Annotated in this window: 21 protein-coding genes, 2 pseudogenes and 2 other annotated features; of the genes and pseudogenes, 20 read left to right on the plus strand and 3 right to left on the minus strand. The window is 28.5% G+C overall.

What is annotated here, in order from left to right; translation table 11 throughout:
* Positions 1 to 82 precede the first annotated feature (82 nt).
* From rimM to rplS, 3 genes are all read left to right on the plus strand, one after another.
* Complete coding sequence (gene rimM / locus AC11VW_RS13615) at positions 83 to 595, plus strand: ribosome maturation factor RimM (protein ID WP_484301971.1); 513 nt, start codon at positions 83 to 85, stop codon at positions 593 to 595.
* 8 nt (positions 596 to 603) lie between these two features.
* Complete coding sequence (gene trmD / locus AC11VW_RS13620; protein ID WP_484301972.1) at positions 604 to 1,296, plus strand: tRNA (guanosine(37)-N1)-methyltransferase TrmD; 693 nt, start codon at positions 604 to 606, stop codon at positions 1,294 to 1,296.
* Positions 1,297 to 1,401: 105 nt separating this feature from the next.
* Positions 1,402 to 1,755, plus strand: a complete 354-nt coding sequence (rplS, locus tag AC11VW_RS13625; RefSeq protein ID WP_484301973.1) for a 50S ribosomal protein L19 — start codon at positions 1,402 to 1,404, stop codon at positions 1,753 to 1,755.
* Between the two features lie 160 nt (positions 1,756 to 1,915).
* Here rplS and AC11VW_RS13630 read toward each other — a convergent pair.
* Positions 1,916 to 2,056 (minus strand): annotated as a pseudogene (locus AC11VW_RS13630) (type I phosphomannose isomerase catalytic subunit); the annotation flags it as partial.
* Between the two features lie 266 nt (positions 2,057 to 2,322).
* Between AC11VW_RS13630 and ylqF the strand changes: the two are divergent.
* From ylqF to queC, 7 genes and pseudogenes are all read left to right on the plus strand, one after another.
* Positions 2,323 to 3,216, plus strand: a complete 894-nt coding sequence (gene ylqF / locus AC11VW_RS13635) for a ribosome biogenesis GTPase YlqF (RefSeq protein ID WP_484302011.1) — start codon at positions 2,323 to 2,325, stop codon at positions 3,214 to 3,216.
* Positions 3,217 to 3,555: 339 nt separating this feature from the next.
* Positions 3,556 to 4,560: a 2-hydroxyacyl-CoA dehydratase family protein gene (locus tag AC11VW_RS13640; RefSeq protein WP_484301974.1), complete on the plus strand. Its 1,005-nt coding sequence runs from the start codon at positions 3,556 to 3,558 to the stop codon at positions 4,558 to 4,560.
* The gene (locus tag AC11VW_RS13645; RefSeq protein ID WP_484301975.1) at positions 4,557 to 5,318 is read left to right on the plus strand and encodes an acyl-CoA dehydratase activase; all 762 of its coding nucleotides are present in this window, start codon (positions 4,557 to 4,559) and stop codon (positions 5,316 to 5,318) included. Before AC11VW_RS13640 ends, AC11VW_RS13645 begins: the two co-directional genes overlap by 4 nt.
* Before the next feature lie 17 nt (positions 5,319 to 5,335).
* Positions 5,336 to 5,767, plus strand: a pseudogene (gene queD / locus AC11VW_RS13650) (6-carboxytetrahydropterin synthase QueD).
* Between the two features lies 1 nt (position 5,768).
* Complete coding sequence (gene queE / locus AC11VW_RS13655) at positions 5,769 to 6,434, plus strand: putative 7-carboxy-7-deazaguanine synthase QueE (protein ID WP_484301976.1); 666 nt, start codon at positions 5,769 to 5,771, stop codon at positions 6,432 to 6,434.
* 5 nt (positions 6,435 to 6,439) lie between these two features.
* Positions 6,440 to 7,030: a GTP cyclohydrolase I FolE gene (gene folE / locus AC11VW_RS13660; protein WP_484301977.1), complete on the plus strand. Its 591-nt coding sequence runs from the start codon at positions 6,440 to 6,442 to the stop codon at positions 7,028 to 7,030.
* Positions 7,031 to 7,054: 24 nt separating this feature from the next.
* A complete protein-coding gene (gene queC, locus AC11VW_RS13665) occupies positions 7,055 to 7,711 on the plus strand; it encodes a 7-cyano-7-deazaguanine synthase QueC (protein WP_484301978.1) in 657 nt (218 codons plus the stop codon).
* A gap of 47 nt (positions 7,712 to 7,758) precedes the next feature.
* On the opposite strand, the gene argJ is transcribed toward queC, so the two are convergent.
* A complete protein-coding gene (argJ, locus tag AC11VW_RS13670) occupies positions 7,759 to 8,973 on the minus strand; it encodes a bifunctional glutamate N-acetyltransferase/amino-acid acetyltransferase ArgJ (RefSeq protein WP_484301979.1) in 1,215 nt (404 codons plus the stop codon).
* Positions 8,974 to 9,077: 104 nt separating this feature from the next.
* Positions 9,078 to 9,290 (minus strand) — a binding site (T-box leader).
* A gap of 10 nt (positions 9,291 to 9,300) precedes the next feature.
* Positions 9,301 to 10,338 carry an N-acetyl-gamma-glutamyl-phosphate reductase gene (gene argC, locus AC11VW_RS13675; protein WP_484301980.1) on the minus strand — a complete coding sequence of 346 codons (1,038 nt, stop codon included), beginning with the start codon at positions 10,336 to 10,338 and terminating at the stop codon, positions 9,301 to 9,303.
* A gap of 357 nt (positions 10,339 to 10,695) precedes the next feature.
* Positions 10,696 to 10,908: a binding site (T-box leader), on the plus strand.
* A 222-nt stretch (positions 10,909 to 11,130) separates the two neighbouring features.
* Here argC and argB point away from each other — a divergent pair.
* The 10 genes from argB (at position 11,131) to AC11VW_RS13725 (ending at position 24,035) form a co-directional block, all read left to right on the plus strand.
* Positions 11,131 to 12,015, plus strand: a complete 885-nt coding sequence (gene argB / locus AC11VW_RS13680) for an acetylglutamate kinase (protein WP_484301981.1) — start codon at positions 11,131 to 11,133, stop codon at positions 12,013 to 12,015.
* The gene (argF, locus tag AC11VW_RS13685) at positions 12,005 to 13,003 is read left to right on the plus strand and encodes an ornithine carbamoyltransferase (RefSeq protein WP_484301982.1); all 999 of its coding nucleotides are present in this window, start codon (positions 12,005 to 12,007) and stop codon (positions 13,001 to 13,003) included. Before argB ends, argF begins: the two co-directional genes overlap by 11 nt.
* Before the next feature lie 14 nt (positions 13,004 to 13,017).
* Entirely contained in the window at positions 13,018 to 14,190 is a 1,173-nt protein-coding gene (locus AC11VW_RS13690; RefSeq protein WP_484301983.1) for an aspartate aminotransferase family protein, read from the plus strand.
* A 21-nt stretch (positions 14,191 to 14,211) separates the two neighbouring features.
* Entirely contained in the window at positions 14,212 to 15,276 is a 1,065-nt protein-coding gene (gene carA / locus AC11VW_RS13695) for a glutamine-hydrolyzing carbamoyl-phosphate synthase small subunit (RefSeq protein ID WP_484301984.1), read from the plus strand.
* Positions 15,277 to 15,279: 3 nt separating this feature from the next.
* On the plus strand, positions 15,280 to 18,468 hold the full coding sequence (carB, locus tag AC11VW_RS13700) for a carbamoyl-phosphate synthase (glutamine-hydrolyzing) large subunit (RefSeq protein ID WP_484301985.1): 3,189 nt from the start codon (positions 15,280 to 15,282) through the stop codon (positions 18,466 to 18,468).
* Between the two features lie 170 nt (positions 18,469 to 18,638).
* Positions 18,639 to 18,965, plus strand: coding sequence for a hypothetical protein (locus AC11VW_RS13705; protein WP_484301986.1), 327 nt, complete (start codon positions 18,639 to 18,641; stop codon positions 18,963 to 18,965).
* Positions 18,966 to 19,190: 225 nt separating this feature from the next.
* Positions 19,191 to 19,937: a hypothetical protein gene (locus AC11VW_RS13710; protein WP_484301987.1), complete on the plus strand. Its 747-nt coding sequence runs from the start codon at positions 19,191 to 19,193 to the stop codon at positions 19,935 to 19,937.
* Between the two features lie 636 nt (positions 19,938 to 20,573).
* A complete protein-coding gene (brnQ, locus tag AC11VW_RS13715) occupies positions 20,574 to 21,875 on the plus strand; it encodes a branched-chain amino acid transport system II carrier protein (RefSeq protein ID WP_484301988.1) in 1,302 nt (433 codons plus the stop codon).
* A gap of 180 nt (positions 21,876 to 22,055) precedes the next feature.
* On the plus strand, positions 22,056 to 22,823 hold the full coding sequence (locus AC11VW_RS13720; protein ID WP_484301989.1) for a ribonuclease HII: 768 nt from the start codon (positions 22,056 to 22,058) through the stop codon (positions 22,821 to 22,823).
* A gap of 162 nt (positions 22,824 to 22,985) precedes the next feature.
* Positions 22,986 to 24,035: an alpha-hydroxy-acid oxidizing protein gene (locus tag AC11VW_RS13725; RefSeq protein WP_484301990.1), complete on the plus strand. Its 1,050-nt coding sequence runs from the start codon at positions 22,986 to 22,988 to the stop codon at positions 24,033 to 24,035.
* Positions 24,036 to 24,085 lie beyond the last annotated feature (50 nt).

Here is a 24,085-nt window from a genome sequence, read left to right on the forward strand (position 1 = left end):
CTTTTTGTATATAATCACAAAGAATAAAAAATATCATTTATACACAAAGTAAGATTAATTCAAAGCGTAAGGAGAAGTATTAATGAATAAACTAACACACTTTAAAATAGGACAAATAGTTAGTACTCAAGGTTTAAAAGGCGAAGTAAGAGTATATACTTATACGGATGAAATAGATAGATTTGATGATTTAGAAACTTTTTACTTAGGTAAAGATCTTGAAACTAAGTGGGAAGTAGAAAAAATTAGATATAAAGGTAATATGGTAATAATGAAAATAAAAGGCATAGATATTGTAGAAGATGCTGAAAAATTAAAGAATAAATTTATGTACGTATCAAGAGAAGAAAGTAGAGATTTAGAAGAAGGCGAATTCTTTATATCTGACATGATAGGCATAGAGGTATACACAATAGACGGAGAGCATATAGGAGTATTAGATGAAGTTCTTCAATATGCAGCTAATGATGTATATGTTGTAAAAGGACAAGAAGATAAAGAGTATCTGATACCAGCTATAATGAAGTTTGTTCCTACTATAGACATGAAAGAAAGAAAAATGATAATAGACCCTATTAAGGGAATGTTAGACTAGGAGACAATATGAGATTTCATATAATGACCCTCTTTCCAGATATATTTAACTCCTATATGAATGAAAGTATAATGAAAAGAGCTGTGGAAAAAGAAAAAATAGAAGTATGTATATATAATATTAGAGACTTTTCTATTAATAGGCATAAAAAAGTAGACGATTATCCATTTGGAGGAGGAGCTGGTATGGTAATGACTCCTCAACCTATATATGACACATATAAACATATTATAGATACACATAATATAAAAGAACCTAGAGTTATTTACTTAACTCCTAAAGGAAAAGTACATAATCAAAGTATAGCAGAAGAATTTTCTGAATTAGATGATATAATTTTTTTATGTGGACACTATGAAGGTGTAGACCAAAGAATTATAGATTTAATTATAACGGACGAAATATCTATAGGAGATTATGTATTAACAGGTGGAGAACTTCCAGCGCTAATATTAATAGATTCTATATCAAGACTTATACCTGGTGTATTAAATCAAAATGAGTCATTTGAAGAAGAATCTTTTAAAGATAATTTATTGGAATATCCACATTATACAAGACCTAGGGAATTTATGGATTTAGAAGTTCCGGATGTTTTGTTATCTGGGAATCATAAGAATATAGATAAGTGGAGAAATGACGAATCTATTAGAATTACTAAAGAAAGAAGACCGGATTTGTATAAAAAAGCTTGTAAATAAATAAGAAATATAGTATAATTTTAAATGTTGAAAAAATAAACGGGCACTCCTCTTTTTACACAAATGAGGTAATTAAGAATGTCTATGATACTAGGAGGAATAAAAATGAACGAATTATTAAGATCATTAGAGCAAGAGCAAGTAAAGAGCGAAGTACCTAACTTTGGACCTGGGGACACTGTAAAAGTACACGTTAAAATAGTTGAAGGTAAGAGAGAAAGAATACAAATATTCGAAGGATTTGTATTAAAGAGACAAGGTGGAGGGATAAAAGAAACTTTCACTGTTAGAAAAATATCTTTCAATGTTGGGGTAGAAAGAACTTTCCCAGTTCACTCTCCAAGAATAGACAAGATAGAAGTAACTAGAAAAGGTAAAGTAAGAAGAGCTAAATTAACTTACTTAAGAGGTAGAGTTGGTAAAGCAGCTAAGATAAAAGAATTAAGAGTTGCTAGATAATTAAACTTTACTATAAATTGAAAGGACTGATTTTATCAGTCCTTTTTAGTACAATCATTTATTCAAATAAAAAATATACTAAATTTTAGTATATTTTTTGTTTGAATAAGTTATATGTGAGAAAAAATATTTCAACATCATCGTCGCAATTTATTATATGCTAATACTCTGTTTTGCCGAGTTCTCTATTTTCGTTAACACTTGCATACTCATCATTAGGATGAACTTGAACAGAAAGGTTATAGTTTACATCTATAATTTTAGTAAGTAGTGGAAATTTATATCTAGATGTATTTTTAAATAATTCTCTATAATTGAGATAGTGTTATATTTTTGAATTGTCCGTTAGCAGTAACTACTTACAAAACTATTAATCAAATTATTTCAAGATGGGAATGATAATACAAAAGGTTTAAAATATAAATATTATAGAAATAATATCAATAAAAGGATATGAAAATATAAGACAAGCATTAAAAATGATATTATGGTATAATAGATAAGTTGAAATAAAATGAGCGAATTAGTATGAATGAAGGAGTGAGAATCATGGCAAGAGGAGATAACATGAGAGTTAATTATGATGAGTATCTTGTGGACGATGATTTACATATAAATTGGTACCCAGGACACATGAAGAAAACTAAGGAATTAGTTAGAGATAACTTGAAATTAGTAGACGTTGTAGTAGAACTTTTAGATTCTAGAATACCATTTAGTAGTAAGAATCCAGATATAGATAAACTTGCAGGAGATAAGCCTAGAGTGGTTATATTAAATAAAAGTGATTTATCAGATAGAGCAAAATTAGATAGATGGATAAAATATTATAAAGAGCGTGGAATAAAAGCTATACCTATGGACACTATGAAAGGTGTAGGCTTAAACAAGATAGTAGATGAATGTAAGGATGCAGTTAAGGATAAGATGGATGCATTAATAGCAAGAGGTAGAAAAGAAAGAGCGATAAGAATAATGATAGTGGGGGTTCCTAACGTAGGGAAGTCTTCTATTATAAATAAGTTAACTGGTAGAAGAAGTACTGCAACAGGAGACAAACCAGGCGTAACTAAAGGAAAGCAATGGGTAAGACTAAAAGGAAACTTAGAGTTATTAGATACTCCAGGTATACTTTGGCCTAAATTTGAAGACCAAGAAGTTGCTCTTAACTTAGCATTTACTAGAGCTATAAAAGATGAAGTATTAGATGTAGAAACCTTAGCATTAAGACTTATCGCAAAACTTATGGTTATAGAACCTGAAAAATTAAAAGCTAGATATAAGTTAGAAACTTTAGGTGAAACAGATATAGAGACTATGGAAATGATAGGGTCTAAAAGAGGATTTATAATAGGTAAAAAAGAACCTGATTATACTCGTATAGCTACTACTGTTTTAAATGAGTTTAGAGAAGGTAAGATAGGGAGAATAACTTTAGAAGTTCCTGAAGATATTAAATAGTAATTATAAGGTGGAGAGGGATTTTGTAATGTTCGTCTCCACCGTTGAAATCCACAACGGTATTGGAAAATCTATTACTGTTGTTTTTAGGGTTGTAAATTTAGAATCATAAAGTACTTAAAATGGACTAAAGTAGCAGAAATTGAAGGGTGAATTAAACATCATTGAAAAGGTTAGAAATGTATGTTATACTTATCTTCGACAACAAAATGAGACAGTTCGTATACCATCCTGTCTATAAACAAAACTAGGATATACTACCATTTTGGGTAGGTTTTTTGTTTATAGGGCAGTTGTGCCCTTTTTTTGTGTCCTTTTTAATAATCTAAGGAGGATATTATGATGAAAAAAATAGGTTTAACTACTACCGTTCCTGTAGAAGTTTTATTAGCGGCAGGATATAAACCAATAGACTTAAATAATCTTTTTATAACTTCTAAAGATTATTCAAGATATATAGATATAGCTGAAAGAGATGGATTTCCAAAAAGTTTATGTGCATGGATAAAAGGAATATATGGAGCTTGTGTAGAGAATGATATTAAAGAGATAGTTGGAGTAATGGAAGGTGACTGTTCTAATACAAAAGTACTTATAGAGGTACTTCAGTTAAGAGGTATTAAGGTTTATCCATTTTCATTTCCTCACAGTCATAAAATAGAAGATGTAGAAAATGAAATAAATAAATTTATGAATGTTTTTGGTGTGGAAATTAAAGATGTTGAAAATGTAAGAAATAGGTTAAGTACAATAAGAAATTTATCAAAAGAAATTGATAAGCTAACATATATAGATAATAAAGCGAATGGATTTGAAAATCATTTATACCAGGTAAGTTTAAGTGATTTTAATGGTGATGTAGATAATTTTGAAGATGAGCTTAAAAATATTATCTCAAATATTAGAAAAAGAAAGCCTGATGAGAAAAAAATTAGATTAGGATATATTGGAGTTCCTCCTATGACTGGAGATCTATATGAATTTGTAGAGCTGTTTGATGCTAAAATTGTATACAATGAGGTTCAAAGAGAGTTTGCTTTTCCAAGATATGATAAAGCAATAAATATATATGAACAGTATTATGATTATACCTATCCTTATGATATTAATTTTAGAATTATTGAATTAAAAAAGCAAATAAGAGAGAGAAATCTCGATGGTATAGTTCACTATACTCAAGCTTTTTGTCATAAAGCGGTTGAGGATATTGTTTTAAAGCAAAAATTAGACGTTCCTATTCTAAATATTGAAGGAGATAAAATAAATACATTAGATGCCAGAACTAAACTTAGATTAGAAGCTTTTCTTGATATGTTGCCGGATTTAAAAGGAGGGCTTATATGAGAACATTAGGAATAGACCTTGGTAGTAGAGAAGTTAAAATTGTAGTAATGGAAGACGATAAGATAATTAAAAAGCAAAAAATAAGTACAATGTCTTTTTATAGAGATTATTGTAGTTTTGATGGAAAGATTATTGTAGATTTAAATAAACTTAATATAGATAATATTGATAGGGCTGTATCAACAGGATATGGTAGAAATAATACAGATCTTAATAAATTTACGGCAATAAATGAAATAAAAGCTCATGTTTATGGTGGTTTTTATCAAACTGGACTAAAGGATTTTATTCTTTTAGATGTAGGTGGACAAGATGTTAAAGTAGTTAAGGTTGAAAAGGGAATTGTTACAGATTTAGAGTTGAATGAAAAATGTGCTGCTTCTTGTGGTAGGTATTTAGAAAATATGGCAAATGTATTAGAAGTATCTTTAGATGAAATGAGTAAATATTATGAAAATCCTGTAGAGCTTAATTCAACATGTGCAGTATTCTCTGAATCAGAGCTTATTGGAAAGATAGCTGAAGGAATTAGTGTAGAACGCTTATATGCAGGAGTTAATTATTCTTTATATAAAAGATTAAAACCACTTTTAACAAAGTTTAAAGGAAGAAAGTTAGTTTTAACTGGTGGTGTTGCTAATAACATTGGAATAAAGCAGTATCTTAAAAATGATTATGATGAGATAGTTTTTGTTGAGGATACTCAGTTTAATGGGGCAATAGGATGCTGTTTCTATGCAAAGAATTTTACGATATAAATTTAGGAGGAATATATATGTATATATTAAAGGCAGAACATAGTTTTGATAGTGCGCATTTTCTTTCAGGCTATGAAGGTAAATGTGCTAATATTCATGGACATAGATGGAGGGTACAAATTGAGGTTCAATCAGAAACGTTAGTAAATGGCGGACAACTTGATGGAATGGTAATAGATTTTGGTGATTTAAAAAGAGATGTTAAAGACATGATTGATTTTTATGATCATTAATTAATTATACAAGAAAAAACTATGAGAAAAGAAACTTCAAATTGTCTTATAGAAGATGGATTTAGATTAATAGAAGTTAAGTTTAGACCGACGGCAGAAAATTTTGCGGCCTTTTTCTTTAATTGTATGAAAGAAAAAGGTTATAACGTAAAAAGAGCGACTGTATATGAAACACCTACTAATAGTGCTGTATATGAACAAAGTGAGGTGAAGTAGTTTGAAATATAAAGTAGTTGAAAAATTTATTAGTATTAATGGTGAAGGTTATTTATCCGGACAACTTGCAATATTTATAAGATTTAAAGGCTGTAATTTAGATTGTAGTTATTGTGATACAAGATGGGCAAATGAAGAGAATGCAACTTATGAGCTAATGACTAAAGAAGATATATATAATTATATAAAATCTAGCGAAGTTAAAAATATAACTTTAACTGGTGGAGAACCTTTAATTCAAGAAGGAATGATGGAATTACTGAGCTTTTTATGTAAAGACGAAGATATATCAATAGAGATAGAAACAAATGGAAGTGTTGATATAGAGAGGTTTACTAAAATAGAAAAAAATAGACCGAAGTTCACAATGGATTATAAACTTTCATTTAGTAATATGGAAGATAAGATGAGAGTAAATAATTTTAACTATTTAACAAAAAATGATACTGTTAAGTTTGTAGTAAGTAGTAAAGATTTAGAGAGAACTAAATATATAATTGATAAATATAATTTGATAAATACAACTAACGTATATATCAGTCCTGTATTTGGTGAAGTTGATATGAATGATATTGTAGAGTTTATGAAAAATAACAAAATGAATGGAGCTACACTTCAAATACAACTTCATAAGGTTATTTGGGACCCTAATAAAAAGGGGGTATAGTTAATATGAAAAAAATTAACAAAGAAGAAATTGAAAAGCATATAAGAGGAATATTAATAGCTTTAGGAGAAAATCCAGATAGAGAAGGTTTAAAGGATACACCTAAACGTGTAGCTAACATGTATGAAGAAGTATTTAATGGAATGTGTTATACAAATGATGAGATTGCAGATCTGTTTAATACAACATTTGAAGATGATTTATGTGTATCTGAAAATAGTAATGATATTGTGTTTATAAAAGATATTGAAATTTTTAGTCATTGTGAACATCATTTAGCATTAATGTACAATATGAAGGTATCAATAGCTTATGTACCTAATAAAAAAGTTATTGGTTTAAGTAAAATTGCAAGAATAGCTGATATGGTAGGACGAAGACTTCAACTACAAGAAAGAATAGGAACAGATATAGCTGAAGTTATGGAGAAAATAACCGATTCAGCGGATGTTGCTGTTATTATAGAAGGTGAACATGGTTGTATGACTACTAGAGGAATCAAAAAAGCTAATTCTAAAACAATAACTACTACATTAAGAGGAAGATTTAATACTGATGTAATTTTAAATAATAAATTAATGATGTTATATAAATAATAATGAAATGGATGGTGTTGTTTTATGAATAAAGATAAGGCAATTGTTGTTTTTAGTGGTGGACAAGATAGTACAACTTGTTTATTTTGGGCAAAGAAAAAGTTTAAAGAGGTTATAGCGCTATCTTTTGATTATAACCAAAAACATAAGCTAGAGCTTGAATGTGCAAAGGATATTTGTAAAAAATACAATGTAGAACATCATATTTTAGATTTAAACCTATTAAATCAATTAGCACCGAATTCATTAACTAGACAAGATATAGTAGTTGATAAAGAGGTCCATAGTGATAAACTTCCAAATTCTTTTGTAGATGGAAGAAATTTATTGTTTTTATCGTTTGTAGCAATATTTGCTAAGCAAAGAGAAATAAATCATATAATAACAGGAGTATCAGAAAGTGATTTTAGTGGATATCCTGATTGTAGAGATGTGTTTATAAAATCTTTAAATGTAACATTGAATTTATCTATGGATTATCAATTTGAAATTCATACTCCTCTAATGTGGATTAATAAAGCAGAGACTTGGAAAATGGCAGACGATTTAGGAGTACTTGAAGTAATCAAGGAAGAAACATTAACTTGTTATAATGGAATTAAAGGTAGTGGATGTGGAGAATGTCCAGCTTGTAAATTAAGAATGAATGGATATTTAGAATTTAAAAATATAAGTTTATAATTAAAATATAAATTGATAAGTAAAGGAAAATTCCTTTACTTATTTTTTTATGATCTATAAGCACCATTTATTTTTACATAATCGTAGGTTAAGTCACAACCCCAAGCTGTTGCACTATGTACACCATCTTTTAAATCTATTGTTATATTTATATTCTTTTGGTCCAATATATCTTTAGCTAATTCTTCATTAAAACAAAGTCCTTTACCATTTTTAACAAGTTGAACTATCCCAACATTATTTTTAAAGGATATATCTATTGCTTCAGGAGAAAATTCTCCATCTGAATAACCTAAGGCGCAAAGAATTCTTCCCCAGTTGGCATCGCTTCCAAAGAATGCTGATTTTACTAAACTCGATGAAATAACTGATTTAGCACATAATTTAGCATCCTTCGCAGTTTTTGCATTGTACAAAGAAACTTCAATTAATTTTGTAGCACCTTCACCATCCATGGCAATCATTTTAGCAAGTTCTTTATTTACAAAATCCAAAGCTTCTTTAAATTTAATAAAGTCACTATTTTCATTATCTATTAAAGAGTTTTGAGCTGAACCATTTGCCATAACTATAACCATATCGTTAGTACTAGTATCTCCATCAACAGATATCATATTATATGAATCTTCAACGCTATCTTTTAATGCTTTAGAAAGCATTTCTTTAGATATATTCACATCGCTAACTACAAAACTTAGCATAGTAGCCATGTTGGGATGTATCATTCCAGAGCCTTTTGAAATACCGCTTATTAATATATTTTTTCCATCTATTTCTATTGAAACTGTTATTTTTTTAGTAAAAGTATCTGTAGTCATTATAGCTTCAGCTGCAGATTCTCCGCCTGTATATGACAATGAATCACATGCTTTTTTTATTCCAGGAATAATAATATCCATAGGAAGAGGGACACCTATTATTCCAGTAGACCCTATTAATACTTCTTTAGGAGATAATCCTAAACAATCAGCTGCAGTTTTAGCCATAGTATAAGCATTATTTAATCCTTCATCACCGGTGCAAGCATTAGCATTTCCACTATTAACTACTATAGCCTGTGTATTGCATGATTTTATGTTTTCAATATTTAAAATGACTGGTGCTGCTTTAACTTTATTTGTAGTAAAAGTACCGGCAGCTACAGCTTTCTTTTCGCTGTATAATATACATAGGTCTTTTCTTTTTTTCTTTACACCACAATGAATACCTATTGCCTTAAAATAAGGAACATCTGTAATAGTTTTGTTTTCTAATATTTTCATAATAATTACCCCTTCTTTTGTAATAAGATATAACTTTTTTTAGATTATATCTTAAAATATATAATTTAATATTTTTAATAAAAAAACTCCCGTCTCTTGAAAAATCAAGAGACGAGAGTTATCCCGCGTTACCACACTTATTGGTACAAAAAAGTTATACCCACTTTATCCATTTAACGGTGGAATTCGTATTTTCCTACTTAGTTTCAGAAAATCTCCTCTAGGGCTCTTTTCAATATAGTTATGTTGCTAGGCTCACACCAACTCTAGCTCGCTGAAACAATTGCTATATCTACTCTTCCTATCATAGGATTGTATTATATATATTTATGGGAACATAGATAATAAATCTAATCCCATATTTTCATTTATGCCAAACATAATATTCATATTTTGAACTGCTTGTCCTGCAGCTCCCTTTATTAAGTTATCTATTGTTGATACTACTATTACTTTTTTTGTTCTCTTATCAACTCTTATACTAATATCACATATATTTGAACCTTTAACCCATTTTGTTTCTGGGAGATTTTTGATAATTCTTACAAAATGCTCATTTTTATAAAAGGAGCTGTATAATTCATGTAATTCTTCTTCGGAAATATCGTTTACTAAATTAGCATAACACGTTGCTAATATACCTCTGTTCATTGGAACTAGATGAGGTGTAAATGATAAATAAATATCTTCATTAGCAACCTGGGATAATGCTTGTTCTATTTCAGGGGTATGCCTATGAGAAGATATAGCATATGCTTTTATTGATTCATTACATTCTCCATAAAGGGTAGAAACATTTAAAGTTCTACCAGCGCCAGACACTCCTGACTTAGCATCTATGATTATAGATGATTTTTCAATAAGATTATTTTTCAATAAAGGAATTAATGCTAATATACTTGCAGTTGGATAACAACCTGGATTAGCTATTAAATTAGAGTTTTTAATAACATCTCTATTTATCTCAGGTAATCCATACACAGAATTTGGTAATAAATCAACTGCTTCATGGTCAAGGTGATACCATTGTTTATAAGCATTTTCATCTTTAAGTCTAAAGTCAGCTCCTAAATCTACAACTTTTATTCCTAAATTCAAAGATTTTTTAACGATATTAAAAGATTTACCATGAGGTAAAGCAATAAAAAGAATATCAATTTCATTAAGTCTATTTTCTGCTTCTTCCATGTTTATACATAACATCTCTAAATTCTTAGAGTAATTACCATAAACTTTAGAAAATGAACTACCAACATAACTGTTAGAAGATAAAAAAGAGATTCTAACATCAGGATGTCTATGTAAAAGCCAAACTAATTGTTGACCTGCATATCCGGTAGATCCTATCACACCTACTTTAATCACTATATCACCCCTTTTAACAATTTAGGTTTTAATTGTTTGAAAGTATTTTAATGCAAATTATACAAAACTGATTCATAATTTGCAATACCTAAAATATTTTTTCAATTAAATATTTAAGTATAAATTAGACTGAAAGTTTTGAAAATAGTTAATTTGAGAGGAATGTAAATATTAGGCAGAAAATATTTTTTGAAAAAAAAATTAAAAAATATATTGTAACATTAAAAAAAATTTGATATGATACGTATCAATACAAAAATAATTAACTCTCGAATAAAATAAAATTTGAAAAAGTTTAAAAAATATATTGTAATGTTAAAAATATTTTGGTATAGTACATATCAATACAATAAAGTGGTAAATCCAGTGAAAGGGAAAGTAAATATTGCGACTGTTTCAGCGAGCTAGAGTTGGTGTGAGTCTAGTAATATAGCTATATTGAAGAGAGCCCTAGAGGAGATTTTCTGAAACTAAGTAGGAAAATACGGATTCCCCCGTTAAAGGGATAGAGTGGGTATAAATTTTTTATACCAATAAGTGTGGTAACGCGGGATAACTCTCGTCTCTTGATTTTTCAAGAGATGGGAGTTTTTTTAATACAAAAAAATATGTATTTTTATGATATAAATATGTAAATTTCGTATTAAGTATAAGCAAATTCATTTATTGGTGTAAACTGTATACTAACAAGAGTGGTAACGCGGGATAAATCTCGTCTCTTTATTTTAAGAGATGAGATTTTTTTGTATAAAAATACAAAACAGAAGAGAGATAATTAAGGAGGGGAAATCAATGAATTGTGAAAAAATATCGATACTTATGGAAGCTTTGCCATATATTAAAAAATTTAAGGGCGAAACCTTTGTAATAAAATACGGTGGAAGTATAGTGGAAAATGAAAATTCTAAAAAAGCATTTATAGAAGATGTTGTTTTGCTAAAACTTGTAGGAATAGACATAGTAATTGTACATGGTGGAGGGCCAGATATTTCAAAGTTTTTAAATAAATTAGATATAGAAAGTCAATTTATCAAAGGGTTAAGGGTAACGGATAAGGACACTATGGAAGCAGTAGAGATGATATTATCATCAAAAGTAAATAAAGACATAACTTCAAAATTATGTATGCATGGTATAGATGCCATTGGTATTAGTGGAAGAGATGGAAATCTAATTCAATCTAAGAAAAAATATATTCTTGAAGGTAGTGAAAAGATAGATATTGGATATGTAGGAAAAGTTACAAATATAAACAAAAAATTATTATTAGATTTGCTTGAAAAAGAGTACTTACCTGTAATATCTCCTATTGGATGCGATTTAGCAGGAAATGTATATAATGTTAATGCTGATTATGTTGCATCAGCTGTAAGCGCGAACTTAAAATCAGAAAAGTTAATTCTTTTAACAGATGTAAAAGGAATATATGCGGATTTGAATGATGAGTCAACTTTTATATCACATATAACCGTAGATAAAGCGAGAGATTATATCAAGTTGGGAATTATTAAAGGTGGTATGATACCAAAAATTGAGTGTTGCATTAATGCTATAGAAAGTGGAACAAAAAATATCCATTTGATAGATGGAAGAAAAGAACACAGTTTATTACTAGAAATATTTACAAATAAAGGAATAGGTACAATGATAGAAGGAGGAAAGGAAAATGCCAATTAATTTAAAGGGAAGAAGTTTTCTAACACTAAAAGATTTTACTCCACAGGAAATAAGATATCTTTTAGATTTATCGAAGGACTTAAAAGCTAAGAAAAGAGCAGGAATAAAGGGAAAGTTACTGGAGAACAAAAACATAGTTTTACTATTTGAAAAAACTTCTACAAGAACTAGATGTTCATTTGAAGTTGCAGCATTAGATGAAGGTGGTCATGTTACTTTTTTAGGATCTAATGATAGCCAAATGGGAAAAAAAGAATCAATAGAAGATACAGCTAAGGTTCTAGGAAGATTTTATGATGGTATAGAGTTTAGAGGCTTTAAACAAGAAACTGTTGAGATTTTAGCACAAAATGCTGGTGTTTCTGTATGGAATGGTTTAACAGATATGTATCATCCGACACAAATATTAGCTGATTTTTTAACAATTATGGAGCATGTAAATAAACCTCTCAACGAAGTTAAGTTTGTTTATGCTGGAGATGCTAGAAACAATATGGGTAATTCTTTATTAATAGGTGCATCTAAGATGGGAATGAATTTTGTTGCTCTAGCGCCAAAATCACTATGGCCATGTGAGGAATTAGTACATGAAATGAAAGAAGTTGCAAAAGAAACTGGAGCTACAATAACTTTGACTGAAGATATAAGCGAAGTTAAAGATGCTGATGTAATATACACAGATGTTTGGGTATCTATGGGTGAAGAAGATAAATTTGAAGAAAGAATAAAATCATTAATTCCATATCAAGTAAATATGGATATGATAAATAAAACTGAAAATACAAATGTTATATTTATGCACTGTCTACCAGCATATCATGACTTAAATACAGATGTGAGTAAAGAAGTATATGAAAGATTTGGAATTAAAGAAATGGAAGTTACAGACGAGGTATTTAAATCTAAATATTCAGTTGTATTTGATGAAGCTGAAAATAGAATGCATACAATTAAAGCAGTAATGGTTGCTACTATTGGAAATATTTAAGGGGGTGTAGATAAATGTCAAAAGATAGTTTAATGAATACTTACTCAAGATTTGATATAGTCCTTGAAAAAGGATTAGGTAGTAAGATTTATGATATAAATGGAAAAGCATATATTGATTTCGTTTCAGGAGTTGCAGTAAATTGTTTAGGCCATTCGCATCCAGCTATAATAAAAGCTATAAATGATCAAAGTAGTAATTTAATGCATGTATCAAATTTATATTGGAATACAAAGCAATTAGAAGTTGCTAAAAAATTATGTGATTATAGTGATCACGATAAAGTATTTTTCTGTAATAGTGGTGCAGAAGCAGTAGAAGCAGCTTTAAAGTTAGCTAGAAAATATGGCAAACAAAATGGAGGAGATCAAAAAAATGAAATAATATATATGGAAAATTCTTTTCATGGAAGAACACTCGGATCACTTGCTGTTACAGGTCAGGAGAAATATCAAAAAGATTTTATGCCACTTATGGAAGGCGTAAAAAGTGCAAAATTCAATAACATAGAAGATATAAAAAATAAAATAAATGAAAATACTTGTGCTGTTATAGTTGAACCTATACAAGGTGAGGGCGGAATAGTAGTTGCACAAATAGATTTTTTAAAAGAAATAAAAGATTTATGTAAAAAGTACGATACTCTTTTAATATTTGATGAAATACAGTGTGGTATGGGTAGAACTGGGAGCTTATTTGCATATAAAAAATTTGATGTTATTCCAGATATAATATGTATGGCAAAAGGATTAGGTGGAGGTTTTCCTATTGGAGCTGTAGTTGCAACACAAAAAGCAGCTAGTGCATTTGTTCCCGGTGATCATGGTAGCACTTTTGGTGGAAATCCTCTTGGGTGTTCAGTAGCATTGGCAATTTTAGAAGAATTGATGGATAAAGGTGTAGTAAATGAAGTAAATGAAAAAAGTGAATACATTATAAATAAGGTCTCAGAATTAAAAAATAAATATAATGTTATAAGTAAAATTCACGGCATGGGCTTAATGCTTGGAATTAAACTAGAAACGGACAAAAACAAGGTAATTAACAAATGTCTTGAAAAAGGGCTTTTATTAGTAGGTGCAGGGGAGGATGTAGTTAGGGTAGTACCAGCTTTAAATATTACTAAGGAAGAAATAGATAAAGGTTTAGATATACTAGATAAAGTTTTATATGAATTATGTGATTAATATAAAAAGAGGTGATTAATAATGAAAGCAATTTTATATTTAGAAGACGGAAGTATATATGAAGGAAAAGGATTAGGGAAGGTTGGAACAACTTTTGGGGAACTTATATTTAATACATCTATGACGGGATATCAAGAAATACTTACAGATCCCTCTTATGCTGGACAAATAATAAATATGACGTATCCACTTATAGGAAATTATGGAGTAAATAAAGTTGAAAACGAATCATCAAAAATACATGCTAAAGGGTTTATTGTGAAAAATATATCTACAAATCCTTCAAATTACATGAGTGAAAATAGTATTAATGAAATGCTAAAGAGTATGGACATAGTAGGAATTTACGGTGTTGATACAAGAAGTATAACTAAAAAAATTAGAAATAGCGGAGTTTTAAAATGTGTAATATCTAATGAAGGTTTATCTATAGATGAGGTAAAAGAGCTTTTAAAATATGAAATAAAAGATGATTGGATGAAAGATGTTAGTACTAAAGAAGTAACCCATATACCTGGTGATGGACCTAAAGTAGCTTTGGTAGATTTCGGCGTAAAAGCTAATATTATCAATAACTTAAAAATTAAAGGGTGCGATATAACTATATTCCCATATAGTGCTTCATTTGAAGACATAATGAACATAAATCCTAGTGGAGTTTTATTAAGTAATGGGCCTGGAGACCCCAAAGAAGTAAAAGAGGCTATAGAAACAGCTAAAAAACTTATACCAAAGATACCTATTTTGGGAATATGTTTAGGTCACCAAATACTCGCATTAGCAGTTGACGGAGATACTTATAAAATGAAATATGGTCATAGAGGAGGAAATCATGGAGTTTATGATATAGAAAGAGATAAATCATATATTACTTCTCAAAACCATGGTTATACAGTAGATCCAGGAAGTATAAAAGATAAAGGTATGATAGTTACCCATATAAACTTAAATGATGATACAGTAGAAGGAATGAAGCATAAATATCTTCCTGTATTTTCAGTACAATTTCATCCAGAAGGTTCACCGGGACCTGAAGATTCATCTTATATATTCGATAAATTTATATCTGTATTAAAGGAGGGATAAGTAATGCCAGTAGATAAAGATATTAAGAAAGTATTAATTATAGGATCAGGACCTATAGTTATTGGACAAGCAGCAGAATTTGATTATTCAGGAACACAAGCATGTAAAGCTATAATGGAAGAGGGAATAGAAACTATTCTTATAAACAGTAATCCTGCGACTATAATGACAGATATGAATATTGCGAATAAGGTATATTTAGAACCTCTTAATATAGAAGCTTTAGAAAAAATTATAGAACAAGAAAAACCAGATGGAATTTTAGCTGGCTTTGGTGGTCAAACAGCACTTAATTTGGCTATGGATTTAAACGAAAAAGGAATACTTGATAAGTATAATGTAAAACTTTTAGGTACAAATAGCGACACTATAAAAAAAGCGGAAGATAGAGAATTATTTAAACAATTAATGTTAGAAATTAACCAGCCAGTTCCTATGAGTAAGATAGCAATAAATATAAATGATTGTATAGAATTCATTGAAGAATCTGGATATCCTGTAATTATAAGACCTGCATATACATTAGGAGGAACTGGTGGAGGTATAGCAAATAATTATGATGAACTTATACCATTATGTGAAAATGGTATAAAAAGTAGTCCTATAGGACAGATACTTCTAGAACAGAGTGTAGCAGGATGGAAAGAAATAGAATATGAAGTAATAAGAGATAAAAAAGATAACTGTATTATTATATGTAATATGGAAAATATAGACCCAGTAGGAGTTCATACTGGAGATAGTATAGTTATTGTTCCATCTCAAACGCTAAGAGATAAAGAATATCAAATGCTTAGAAAAGCTTCTATAGATATAATAAGAAGTTTAAAAATTGAAGGTGGATGTAATGTTCAACTTGCACTTGATCCAAATAGTAATAAATATGTTGTAATTGAAGTTAATCCAAGAGTTAGTAGATCTAGTGCTTTGGCTTCTAAAGCAGCAGGTTATCCAATTGCAAAAATAGCAGCTAAAATTGCCATTGGATACAGCCTTGACGAGCTTAAAAATTATGTAACAAAAAATTCTAGTGCTTTATTTGAGCCAAGCTTAGATTATGTAGTAGTAAAGATACCTAAGTGGCCTTTTGATAAATTTAGTAAAGCTACAAGAAAATTAGGAACTCAAATGAAAGCAACTGGAGAAGTTATGGCAATAAGCAGAAGTTTTGAAAGTGCTCTTTTAAAGGCAATAGAATCATTAGAAGCAAATTTCACAGGACTTAGAATGCCTAGCTTAATAAATATGAATAAAGATGAAATAATTGAAAAAATAAAAATGTGTGATGATGAAAGAATATTTGCGCTAGCTCAGGCTCTAAGACTTAATATATCTATAGATGAAATATATGAATTAACAAAGATAGATAAATGGTTCTTAAATGGTATAAATAATATAGTAAATATGGAAAATAAACTAAAAGAAGAAACTATTGATACAAAACTAATTTATGAAGCACAAGAAATAGGATTTACAGATAAAGAGATATGTGAAATTACAGGGATTGATTCTAGATCACTAGATAAAATTAGAAAAGATAATAATATATATCCAATATATAAAATGGTAGATACATGTAGTGGAGAATTTGTATCTAATACTCCATATTATTATTCTTGTTATGAAGAAGAAGATGAAAGTATAGTATCTGATAATAAGAAAATTGTGGTTATAGGATCAGGGCCTATAAGAATAGGGCAGGGAATAGAATTTGATTATTGTTGTGTTCATGGAGCATGGTCAATAAAAGACTTAGGATATGAATCAATTATTATAAATAATAATCCAGAAACTGTAAGCACAGATTTTGATACTGCAGATAAACTTTATTTTGACCCTCTATATATAGATGATGTTATGAATGTTATAAATAAAGAAAATCCTGAAGGTGTTATAGTTCAATTTGGTGGCCAAACATCTATAAATCTAGCTAAAAAAATTTATGAAAAAGGGGTAAATATTTTAGGGACATCTTTTAAGTCTATAGATTTAGCAGAAGATAGAGAAAAATTTGGAAAGCTATTAAAAGAATTAGATATACCAATGCCAAGTGGAGAAGCTGTAACTAATTTAAAAGATGCTTTAAATGTAGCTAATAATCTAAAATATCCTGTAATAGTAAGACCTTCATATGTAATAGGTGGACGTGCCATGCAGGTGGTTTATGAAGACGATGCTCTTGAAAATTATATAAATGAAGCAGTAAGTCTATCAAGTGAATATTCAGTACTTATAGACAAATATGTAAGAGGAATAGAGATAGAAGTAGATGCAATATCTGATGGGGAAAATATATTAATACCTGGAATTATGGAGCATGTTGAAAAAACAGGGGTACATTCTGGAGATAGTATAACTGTATATCCTACTATAAATTTAGATAATAAAACAATAGATACATTAGTAGACTATACAAATAAAATAGCTAAAGAATTAAAAATAATAGGTCTTGTTAATATCCAGTATGTATTTGATGGAAAAGATATATATGTAATAGAAGTAAATCCTAGATCTTCAAGAACAGTACCTATACTTAGCAAAGTAACTTCTGTTCCTATGGTTAATATTGCAGTTGAAGTTATGCTAGGCAAGAATTTAAAAGATTTAGATTATGGAACAGGGCTTATGGAAAATAAAAATCTATATGCAGTAAAGATACCTGTATTTTCAAGTGAAAAGCTACCAAATGTAGACGTATATTTAGGTCCAGAAATGAAATCAACTGGAGAAGTATTGGGAGTAGATAAAGAATTAGATAAAGCTATATACAAAGGATTTAGCGCAGTAAATCTTAATATACCTATAAATGGAGGAGTATACGTATCTTTAAAAGATGTAGATAAAGAGGAAAGCTTTGATGTTATAAAAGATTACTATGATTTAGGATTTAATATATATGCATCAAAGGGAACAAATGAGTTTTTAAATGAAAAAGGAATTTGCCCACAAGAAATAGATTTAGATGAATTAAATAATCTTATATCAAATGGAAATATAAGTATAGTAATAAATACTCCTACAAAGGGAGATGATATTGAAACTGAAGGGTTTAAACTAAGAAGAAAAGCAACGGAAAGAAGAATACCTATATTTACATGTATTGATACAGCTAAACTATTTTTAAAAGCTATAAATATAAAAAAGAATAATGAGAAAATAAACTATATACCATTACAGAATTATTTTATATAAGTAAATATATTTGCAATTGCTATGTTATTTTTATAATATAGCAATTTTTTTAGCTTAAAAAGTTCACAATCAATAAATATATTTATGTATTTAAATTATATGACATCAAAAAATACAAAGTGATATAATCGTTATATAGGTGAATGAAAATATCAGAGGGGGTACTTGTTATGGGAGCATGTAAAGATGAAATGAAAAAACTAATAAATGGGGAAATAGAGGAAGTACATATAATTTCTGAATTCGAATCAATGGATAATATATCGACAGCAGTACAAGTATGGGAATATGATAAAGAAAAAGATATCATATCATATTGCACAATAACAAAAACAAATGTTAAAAAACCATATTTTATAAAAATAAAAAATGGTGCAAGTTTTGTTGATAAAAAATATGTAGGAGAAAGTTTAGCAGACGATGCTAAGCTAACTTTGACAACAAAAGAGAAGGCTTTTGAAATTTTAAAAAAATTAAAACTAAGTGATGAAGTGTAAGTTTAATATAGTAGGACATATAAAAATAATAAACATTGCCTTAGGTAATGGTATTGAGTTCTAAATGTCAGTTGAAAGTATATGTTTAGATTTAAAAAGAAATAAAGTATGATAATTTAAATGAATTATTAAACGGAGATAAATAGATTAGTGTAACTATGTTGTAATGGAAACTTATTAACCTTTTAACATATTATAAAGTAAAATGCTAAAGGGTGATGAAAGATGAATCGTATGTCAAGCATATTAGTAGCAGTTAGTACTGCATTAGCTGTGTCGTTAATTGTATTAGGAATTAAATATACATCAGCAAATAACGAAATACAAAGTTTAACAGGACAATTAAATACAAGTAATAAGATAGTAGATTCATTGCAGATACAAAAAGAAGATTTAGAAGAAGAAATAAATAACAAAGATATTATAATAGGTGAAAAAAATACAAAGATGCGTGAATTTGATAGTTTAATAAAATCAAAAGAAGATAGTTTAAAAAAATTAGATTCTTTAATAATTACAAAGAAGGGCAAAATAAATGAACTAGATAAGTTAATAAAAGAACAAGAGAATAATATAGATAAATTAAATAAATTAATAAATGATAAAGATTATAAAATTAAAGATTTAGAAAAAATTATAAAGGATAAAGATAAAAATATAGAAGAACTTAAAAATTCAATAATTATAAAAGATAAGAATTTATTGTATGTAAGTAATTTAATAAGTGAAAATTATAAAATTATAGATGAATTAAAAAAAAATGAAGCTAATCAGAACAAAATAATTGAAGATTTAAAGAAACAATTAGAGACAATAGACAAGAATAATGAAGAATTAATAGAAGTAAAACAAGCAAGAATAGATGAATTAATTAAACAAAAAGAAGATTTTAATATAAAAATAAATGATTTAGAAAATCAAATAAAAGATTTAGGAGAAAAATTATTAAATAATGTTCAAGGTAATAAATAAAAGCAAGTTTTTATTTATTTAACCCCATACAATCTATAGCAAAAGTGAAGGTAGTAATGATTTTAAGTTTATTAAGACTAGTGATATTATTAATATCTATGATTGTTGTATTGTCTAAGCTCTTTGGATTAAATAGAGTATGATTTGTACAACTAGCATCAGGCTTTTTAGTTACAGTTATTGATGTATCTATATTAGTTAAGGAATTAAGAAGATAAAAAAATGATTAATAAGTAAATAAACAAGGAAAGTTAATAGCATAATATATCTTAACAAAAAAGTATAGGTTTTACCTATACTTTTTTGTTAAGATATAAATTTTGAAAATTTAATATTAAAGCATATGATTAAAAAAATATAAAATGAAATTTTAAAAAATATATAAAAATATAGAATTAAGAAGCTATTTGAAAGCTAGTAATTTCATAATGTGACAAGATTCGAAGAAGAAAAATATAAAAATTTAGAATATTTAATAAATTTAAAATATTGTTGACGTTTTGAAAATATAGATGTTATAATTAATTCAAAATATTAAATTATACAATTAATTCGAAATATTAAGTCAAATAATAAAATAATTTAATATTAAAAATTTAATTATTTAAATTCAAACGGATTTAAGGGGGAGTTAATATGAACAAAACAAATAAAGACGTGGTAGTAGTAGGATTTGCATTGTTTGCTATGTTCTTTGGAGCAGGAAACTTAATATTTCCACCGTATTTAGGATTAGTAGCTGGTCCAAGTTGGGCAATTGCATTGGTTGCATTTTTATTAGCTGATGTTGGTTTAGCATTACTAGCAGTAGCAGCAGCAGCTAAATGCAATGGAGAAATAGGCCGAGTTCTTGGAAGATCAGGAAAAAATTTAGCTATAGTATTAGGTTCAGCAATAATGATATGTCTAGGGCCACTTTTAGCAATACCTAGAACAGCAGCAACAACTTTTGAGATGGGTATATCACCAGTATTTAGTGGATTCAACCCGATATTATTCTCTATACTATTCTTTGCATTAACTTTTATATTAACTATAAAACCATCAAAAGTTGTAGATATAATAGGACAATATTTAACACCAGCATTATTAGTTGCATTAGGAGTATTAATAGTTAAAGGAATAATATCTCCATTAGGAGAAATAAGTTCAACTCCTATGATACAAGGTGTATTTGGAGAAGGTGTTAAGCAAGGATATCAAACAATGGATGCATTAGGTGCAGTAGCATTATCAACTGTTATAATAACATCACTTGTAAACAAAGGTTATACTGAAGAAAAACAAAAAATTCAATTAACTATGAAAGCAGGAGTTGTTGCAGCAGTAGGATTAGTTTTAGTATACGGAGGACTAACATACCTTGGAGCAACAGTATCTAAAATATATGGACAAGATGTAGTACAAACATCATTAATAGTACAAATGACAGCATCACTTCTTGGACAACCAGGAAAGGTCATATTAGCTGCTATAGTAGGACTAGCTTGTTTAACAACAGCAATAGGTCTTGTATCAGCAACAGCACAATACTTTGAAAAGCTTACAAATGGAAAATTAAAATATGAAATGATAGTTACAGTAGTTTGTATATTTAGTGCAATAGTATCAAACTTTGGTGTAAGTTCAATAATAAAATTCTCTGGTCCAATATTAACTATTATATATCCAGCAACAGTTGTATTAGTTATAATGACATTATTTGGAGATAAAATCAAAAATGATAATGCTTTTAAAGGTGCAACTTATATGGCTTTATTAATAAGCGTGTTAACAGTAGTAAATGATTTAGGAATTTCTGTATCATTTGTTACAAAATTACCTTTGCATAATTTAGGATTTAACTGGATAGTACCAGTTTTAATAGCAGGAGTTATAGGAAACTTCATACCTTCAGCTAGTAACCAAGAAAGCGCTCACATTAATAAAGTTGGTTAATATATAAATAAAAAATCGTTGATATTAATTTATCAACGATTTTTTTGTGTAAAGATTCTATAATTAATTATTATAAGGTATACTAAACTATAGAAAAATTTAATAAGTTAGACATATATATAATTTACTGTAGTAAAGACTACTCAATATATAAGAAAACATAATACCAAGGAGAAAAATATGAAAGACAAAAGTGTAAAAGAAATCAAAGAAATAATAGATAATTTAAGTATTGATAAATATTTAGAATGTATAGATATATTAAGAGGTGATGAAAGAAAATCAGTTCAAAGTATAGCTATAAAAATGGCAAAAAAGTTAGATGCTATTAGAAGAGAAAATGAAAGATTAGAAACAATAAACATATTTGAAAATGAAGGATATCACAAGGGGTATGTATATATTGGAGGTATAGATGAAGCTGGACGTGGACCACTTGCAGGGCCGGTTGTAGCCTCAGTAGTCGTGTTTAAACCTAATACTAAGATAGAGGGAATAAATGATTCTAAAAAGCTAAGTGAAGCAAAGAGAGATGAACTATTTGACATAATAAAAGACCAAGCTCTAGATTATGGAATAGGAATAGTTAATAATGAAGAAATAGATGAATTTAACATATTGCAGGCTACTTATATGGCTATGAAAAAAGCAGTAAATTGTTTAGAAAAAACACCAGATTATTTATTAATAGATGCTACTACGATACCGGGGGTTGATATAGCACAAAACCCTATAATAAAAGGAGATTCAAAGTCTATATCAATAGCAGCAGCAAGTATATTAGCAAAGGTTACGAGAGATAGTATAATGTATCAATATGATGAAATGTATCCTGAATATGGATTCAAATCACACAAAGGATATGGAACTAAAGAACATTATGAAGCTATTGAAAAACAAGGAATAACTCCTATTCATAGAAAGAGTTTTTTAAGAAATATACTATAATTAAATGGTACAATAAATAAATTTGAACTTTATAATGTTAAAATATAGAACTAGCAATATACCAGATTTATAGTCTAATATTATATAGGTGAACTACTTGAGAGATAAGAATGGAAGCGAGATTTTCATGGAAAATTTAATGAAATTGTGGGGGTAACATTAATGAATTTTAAAGAATTAGAAAGAAGTGCAAGAGAAAATTTAAATGGAAGTTGCAAAGTTTGTAAAGTATGTAATGGTATAGCTTGTGCTGGAGAAGTACCAGGGATGGGTGGAAAGGGAAGTGGATCTTCATTCGTTGAAAATAGTAACAGTTTAGCAAAAATAAAGATAAATATGAGAGTAATTCATAATGTATCTAATCCTGATATGTCTATAGAATTATTTGGACAAAATATGGATGCTCCTATATTTGCAGCACCAATAACAGGTACTACATTAAATATGGGGGGACAAATTTCTGAAAGAGAATATATAACACCAGTTGTAGAAGGTTGTGCAAATAGTGGGATATATGCTATGGTAGGAGATACAGCAGTAGATGAATTTTTAATGGAGAACTTAAAAGTATTAAAAGAAAATAATGGGGCGGGGATTGTATTTATAAAGCCTTGGGAAAATGAAGATATAATAAAGAAGATAAAACTAGCAGAAGAAGCTGGTGCAATAGCAGTAGGTGTTGATATAGATGCATGTGGTTTAGTTACATTATCAATGCATGGAAAAACAGTACAACCTAAAGATATAAAAGCTTTAAAGGTATTAAAAAAAGCAACTAAACTTCCGTTCATAGTAAAAGGAATAATGACAGTGCAAGATGCATTAATGGCAGTAGATGCAGGTGTAGATGCGATAGTAGTATCAAATCATGGAGGAAGAGTCTTAGATTGTACACCAGGCGTTGCAGAAGTATTACCTCACATAGCGAGAGCAGTAAAAGGTAAAGTTAAAATATTTGCAGATGGTGGAGTTAGAAGTGGAGTAGATGTTCTTAAAATGATAGGTTTAGGAGCGGATGCAGTGTTAATAGGAAGACCATTTGTGACAGCCTCATTTGGAGGTAAAACTGAAGGTGTAGAAACTTATGTTGAGAAAATAAAAAGTGAATTAAGCTCAACTATGATATTAACAGGATGTCAATCTATAAAAGATATAAACAACAGAGTAATATATAAAAGTATCGTAGATAATAAAGGAATACATATAATATAAATAATAAACCTCTATGAATTTTTCATAGGGGTTTATTATTTATATTATAT

The sequence above is a fragment of the Romboutsia sp. genome (assembly GCF_056995035.1).

Coding starts and splice junctions, on each gene's coding strand:
- carB (WP_484301985.1), top strand. CDS start 15,280: ATGCCAGTAGATAAAGATATTAAGAAAGTATTAATTATAGGATCAGGA.
- trmD (WP_484301972.1), top strand. CDS start 604: ATGAGATTTCATATAATGACCCTCTTTCCAGATATATTTAACTCCTAT.
- AC11VW_RS13640 (WP_484301974.1), top strand. CDS start 3,556: ATGATGAAAAAAATAGGTTTAACTACTACCGTTCCTGTAGAAGTTTTA.
- folE (WP_484301977.1), top strand. CDS start 6,440: ATGAAAAAAATTAACAAAGAAGAAATTGAAAAGCATATAAGAGGAATA.
- AC11VW_RS13725 (WP_484301990.1), top strand. CDS start 22,986: ATGAATTTTAAAGAATTAGAAAGAAGTGCAAGAGAAAATTTAAATGGA.
- argF (WP_484301982.1), top strand. CDS start 12,005: ATGCCAATTAATTTAAAGGGAAGAAGTTTTCTAACACTAAAAGATTTT.
- carA (WP_484301984.1), top strand. CDS start 14,212: ATGAAAGCAATTTTATATTTAGAAGACGGAAGTATATATGAAGGAAAA.
- AC11VW_RS13645 (WP_484301975.1), top strand. CDS start 4,557: ATGAGAACATTAGGAATAGACCTTGGTAGTAGAGAAGTTAAAATTGTA.
- argJ (WP_484301979.1), bottom strand. CDS start 8,973: ATGAAAATATTAGAAAACAAAACTATTACAGATGTTCCTTATTTTAAG.
- AC11VW_RS13705 (WP_484301986.1), top strand. CDS start 18,639: ATGGGAGCATGTAAAGATGAAATGAAAAAACTAATAAATGGGGAAATA.
- AC11VW_RS13690 (WP_484301983.1), top strand. CDS start 13,018: ATGTCAAAAGATAGTTTAATGAATACTTACTCAAGATTTGATATAGTC.
- argB (WP_484301981.1), top strand. CDS start 11,131: ATGAATTGTGAAAAAATATCGATACTTATGGAAGCTTTGCCATATATT.
- brnQ (WP_484301988.1), top strand. CDS start 20,574: ATGAACAAAACAAATAAAGACGTGGTAGTAGTAGGATTTGCATTGTTT.
- queC (WP_484301978.1), top strand. CDS start 7,055: ATGAATAAAGATAAGGCAATTGTTGTTTTTAGTGGTGGACAAGATAGT.
- rplS (WP_484301973.1), top strand. CDS start 1,402: ATGAACGAATTATTAAGATCATTAGAGCAAGAGCAAGTAAAGAGCGAA.
- AC11VW_RS13720 (WP_484301989.1), top strand. CDS start 22,056: ATGAAAGACAAAAGTGTAAAAGAAATCAAAGAAATAATAGATAATTTA.
- ylqF (WP_484302011.1), top strand. CDS start 2,323: ATGAGAGTTAATTATGATGAGTATCTTGTGGACGATGATTTACATATA.
- AC11VW_RS13710 (WP_484301987.1), top strand. CDS start 19,191: ATGAATCGTATGTCAAGCATATTAGTAGCAGTTAGTACTGCATTAGCT.
- rimM (WP_484301971.1), top strand. CDS start 83: ATGAATAAACTAACACACTTTAAAATAGGACAAATAGTTAGTACTCAA.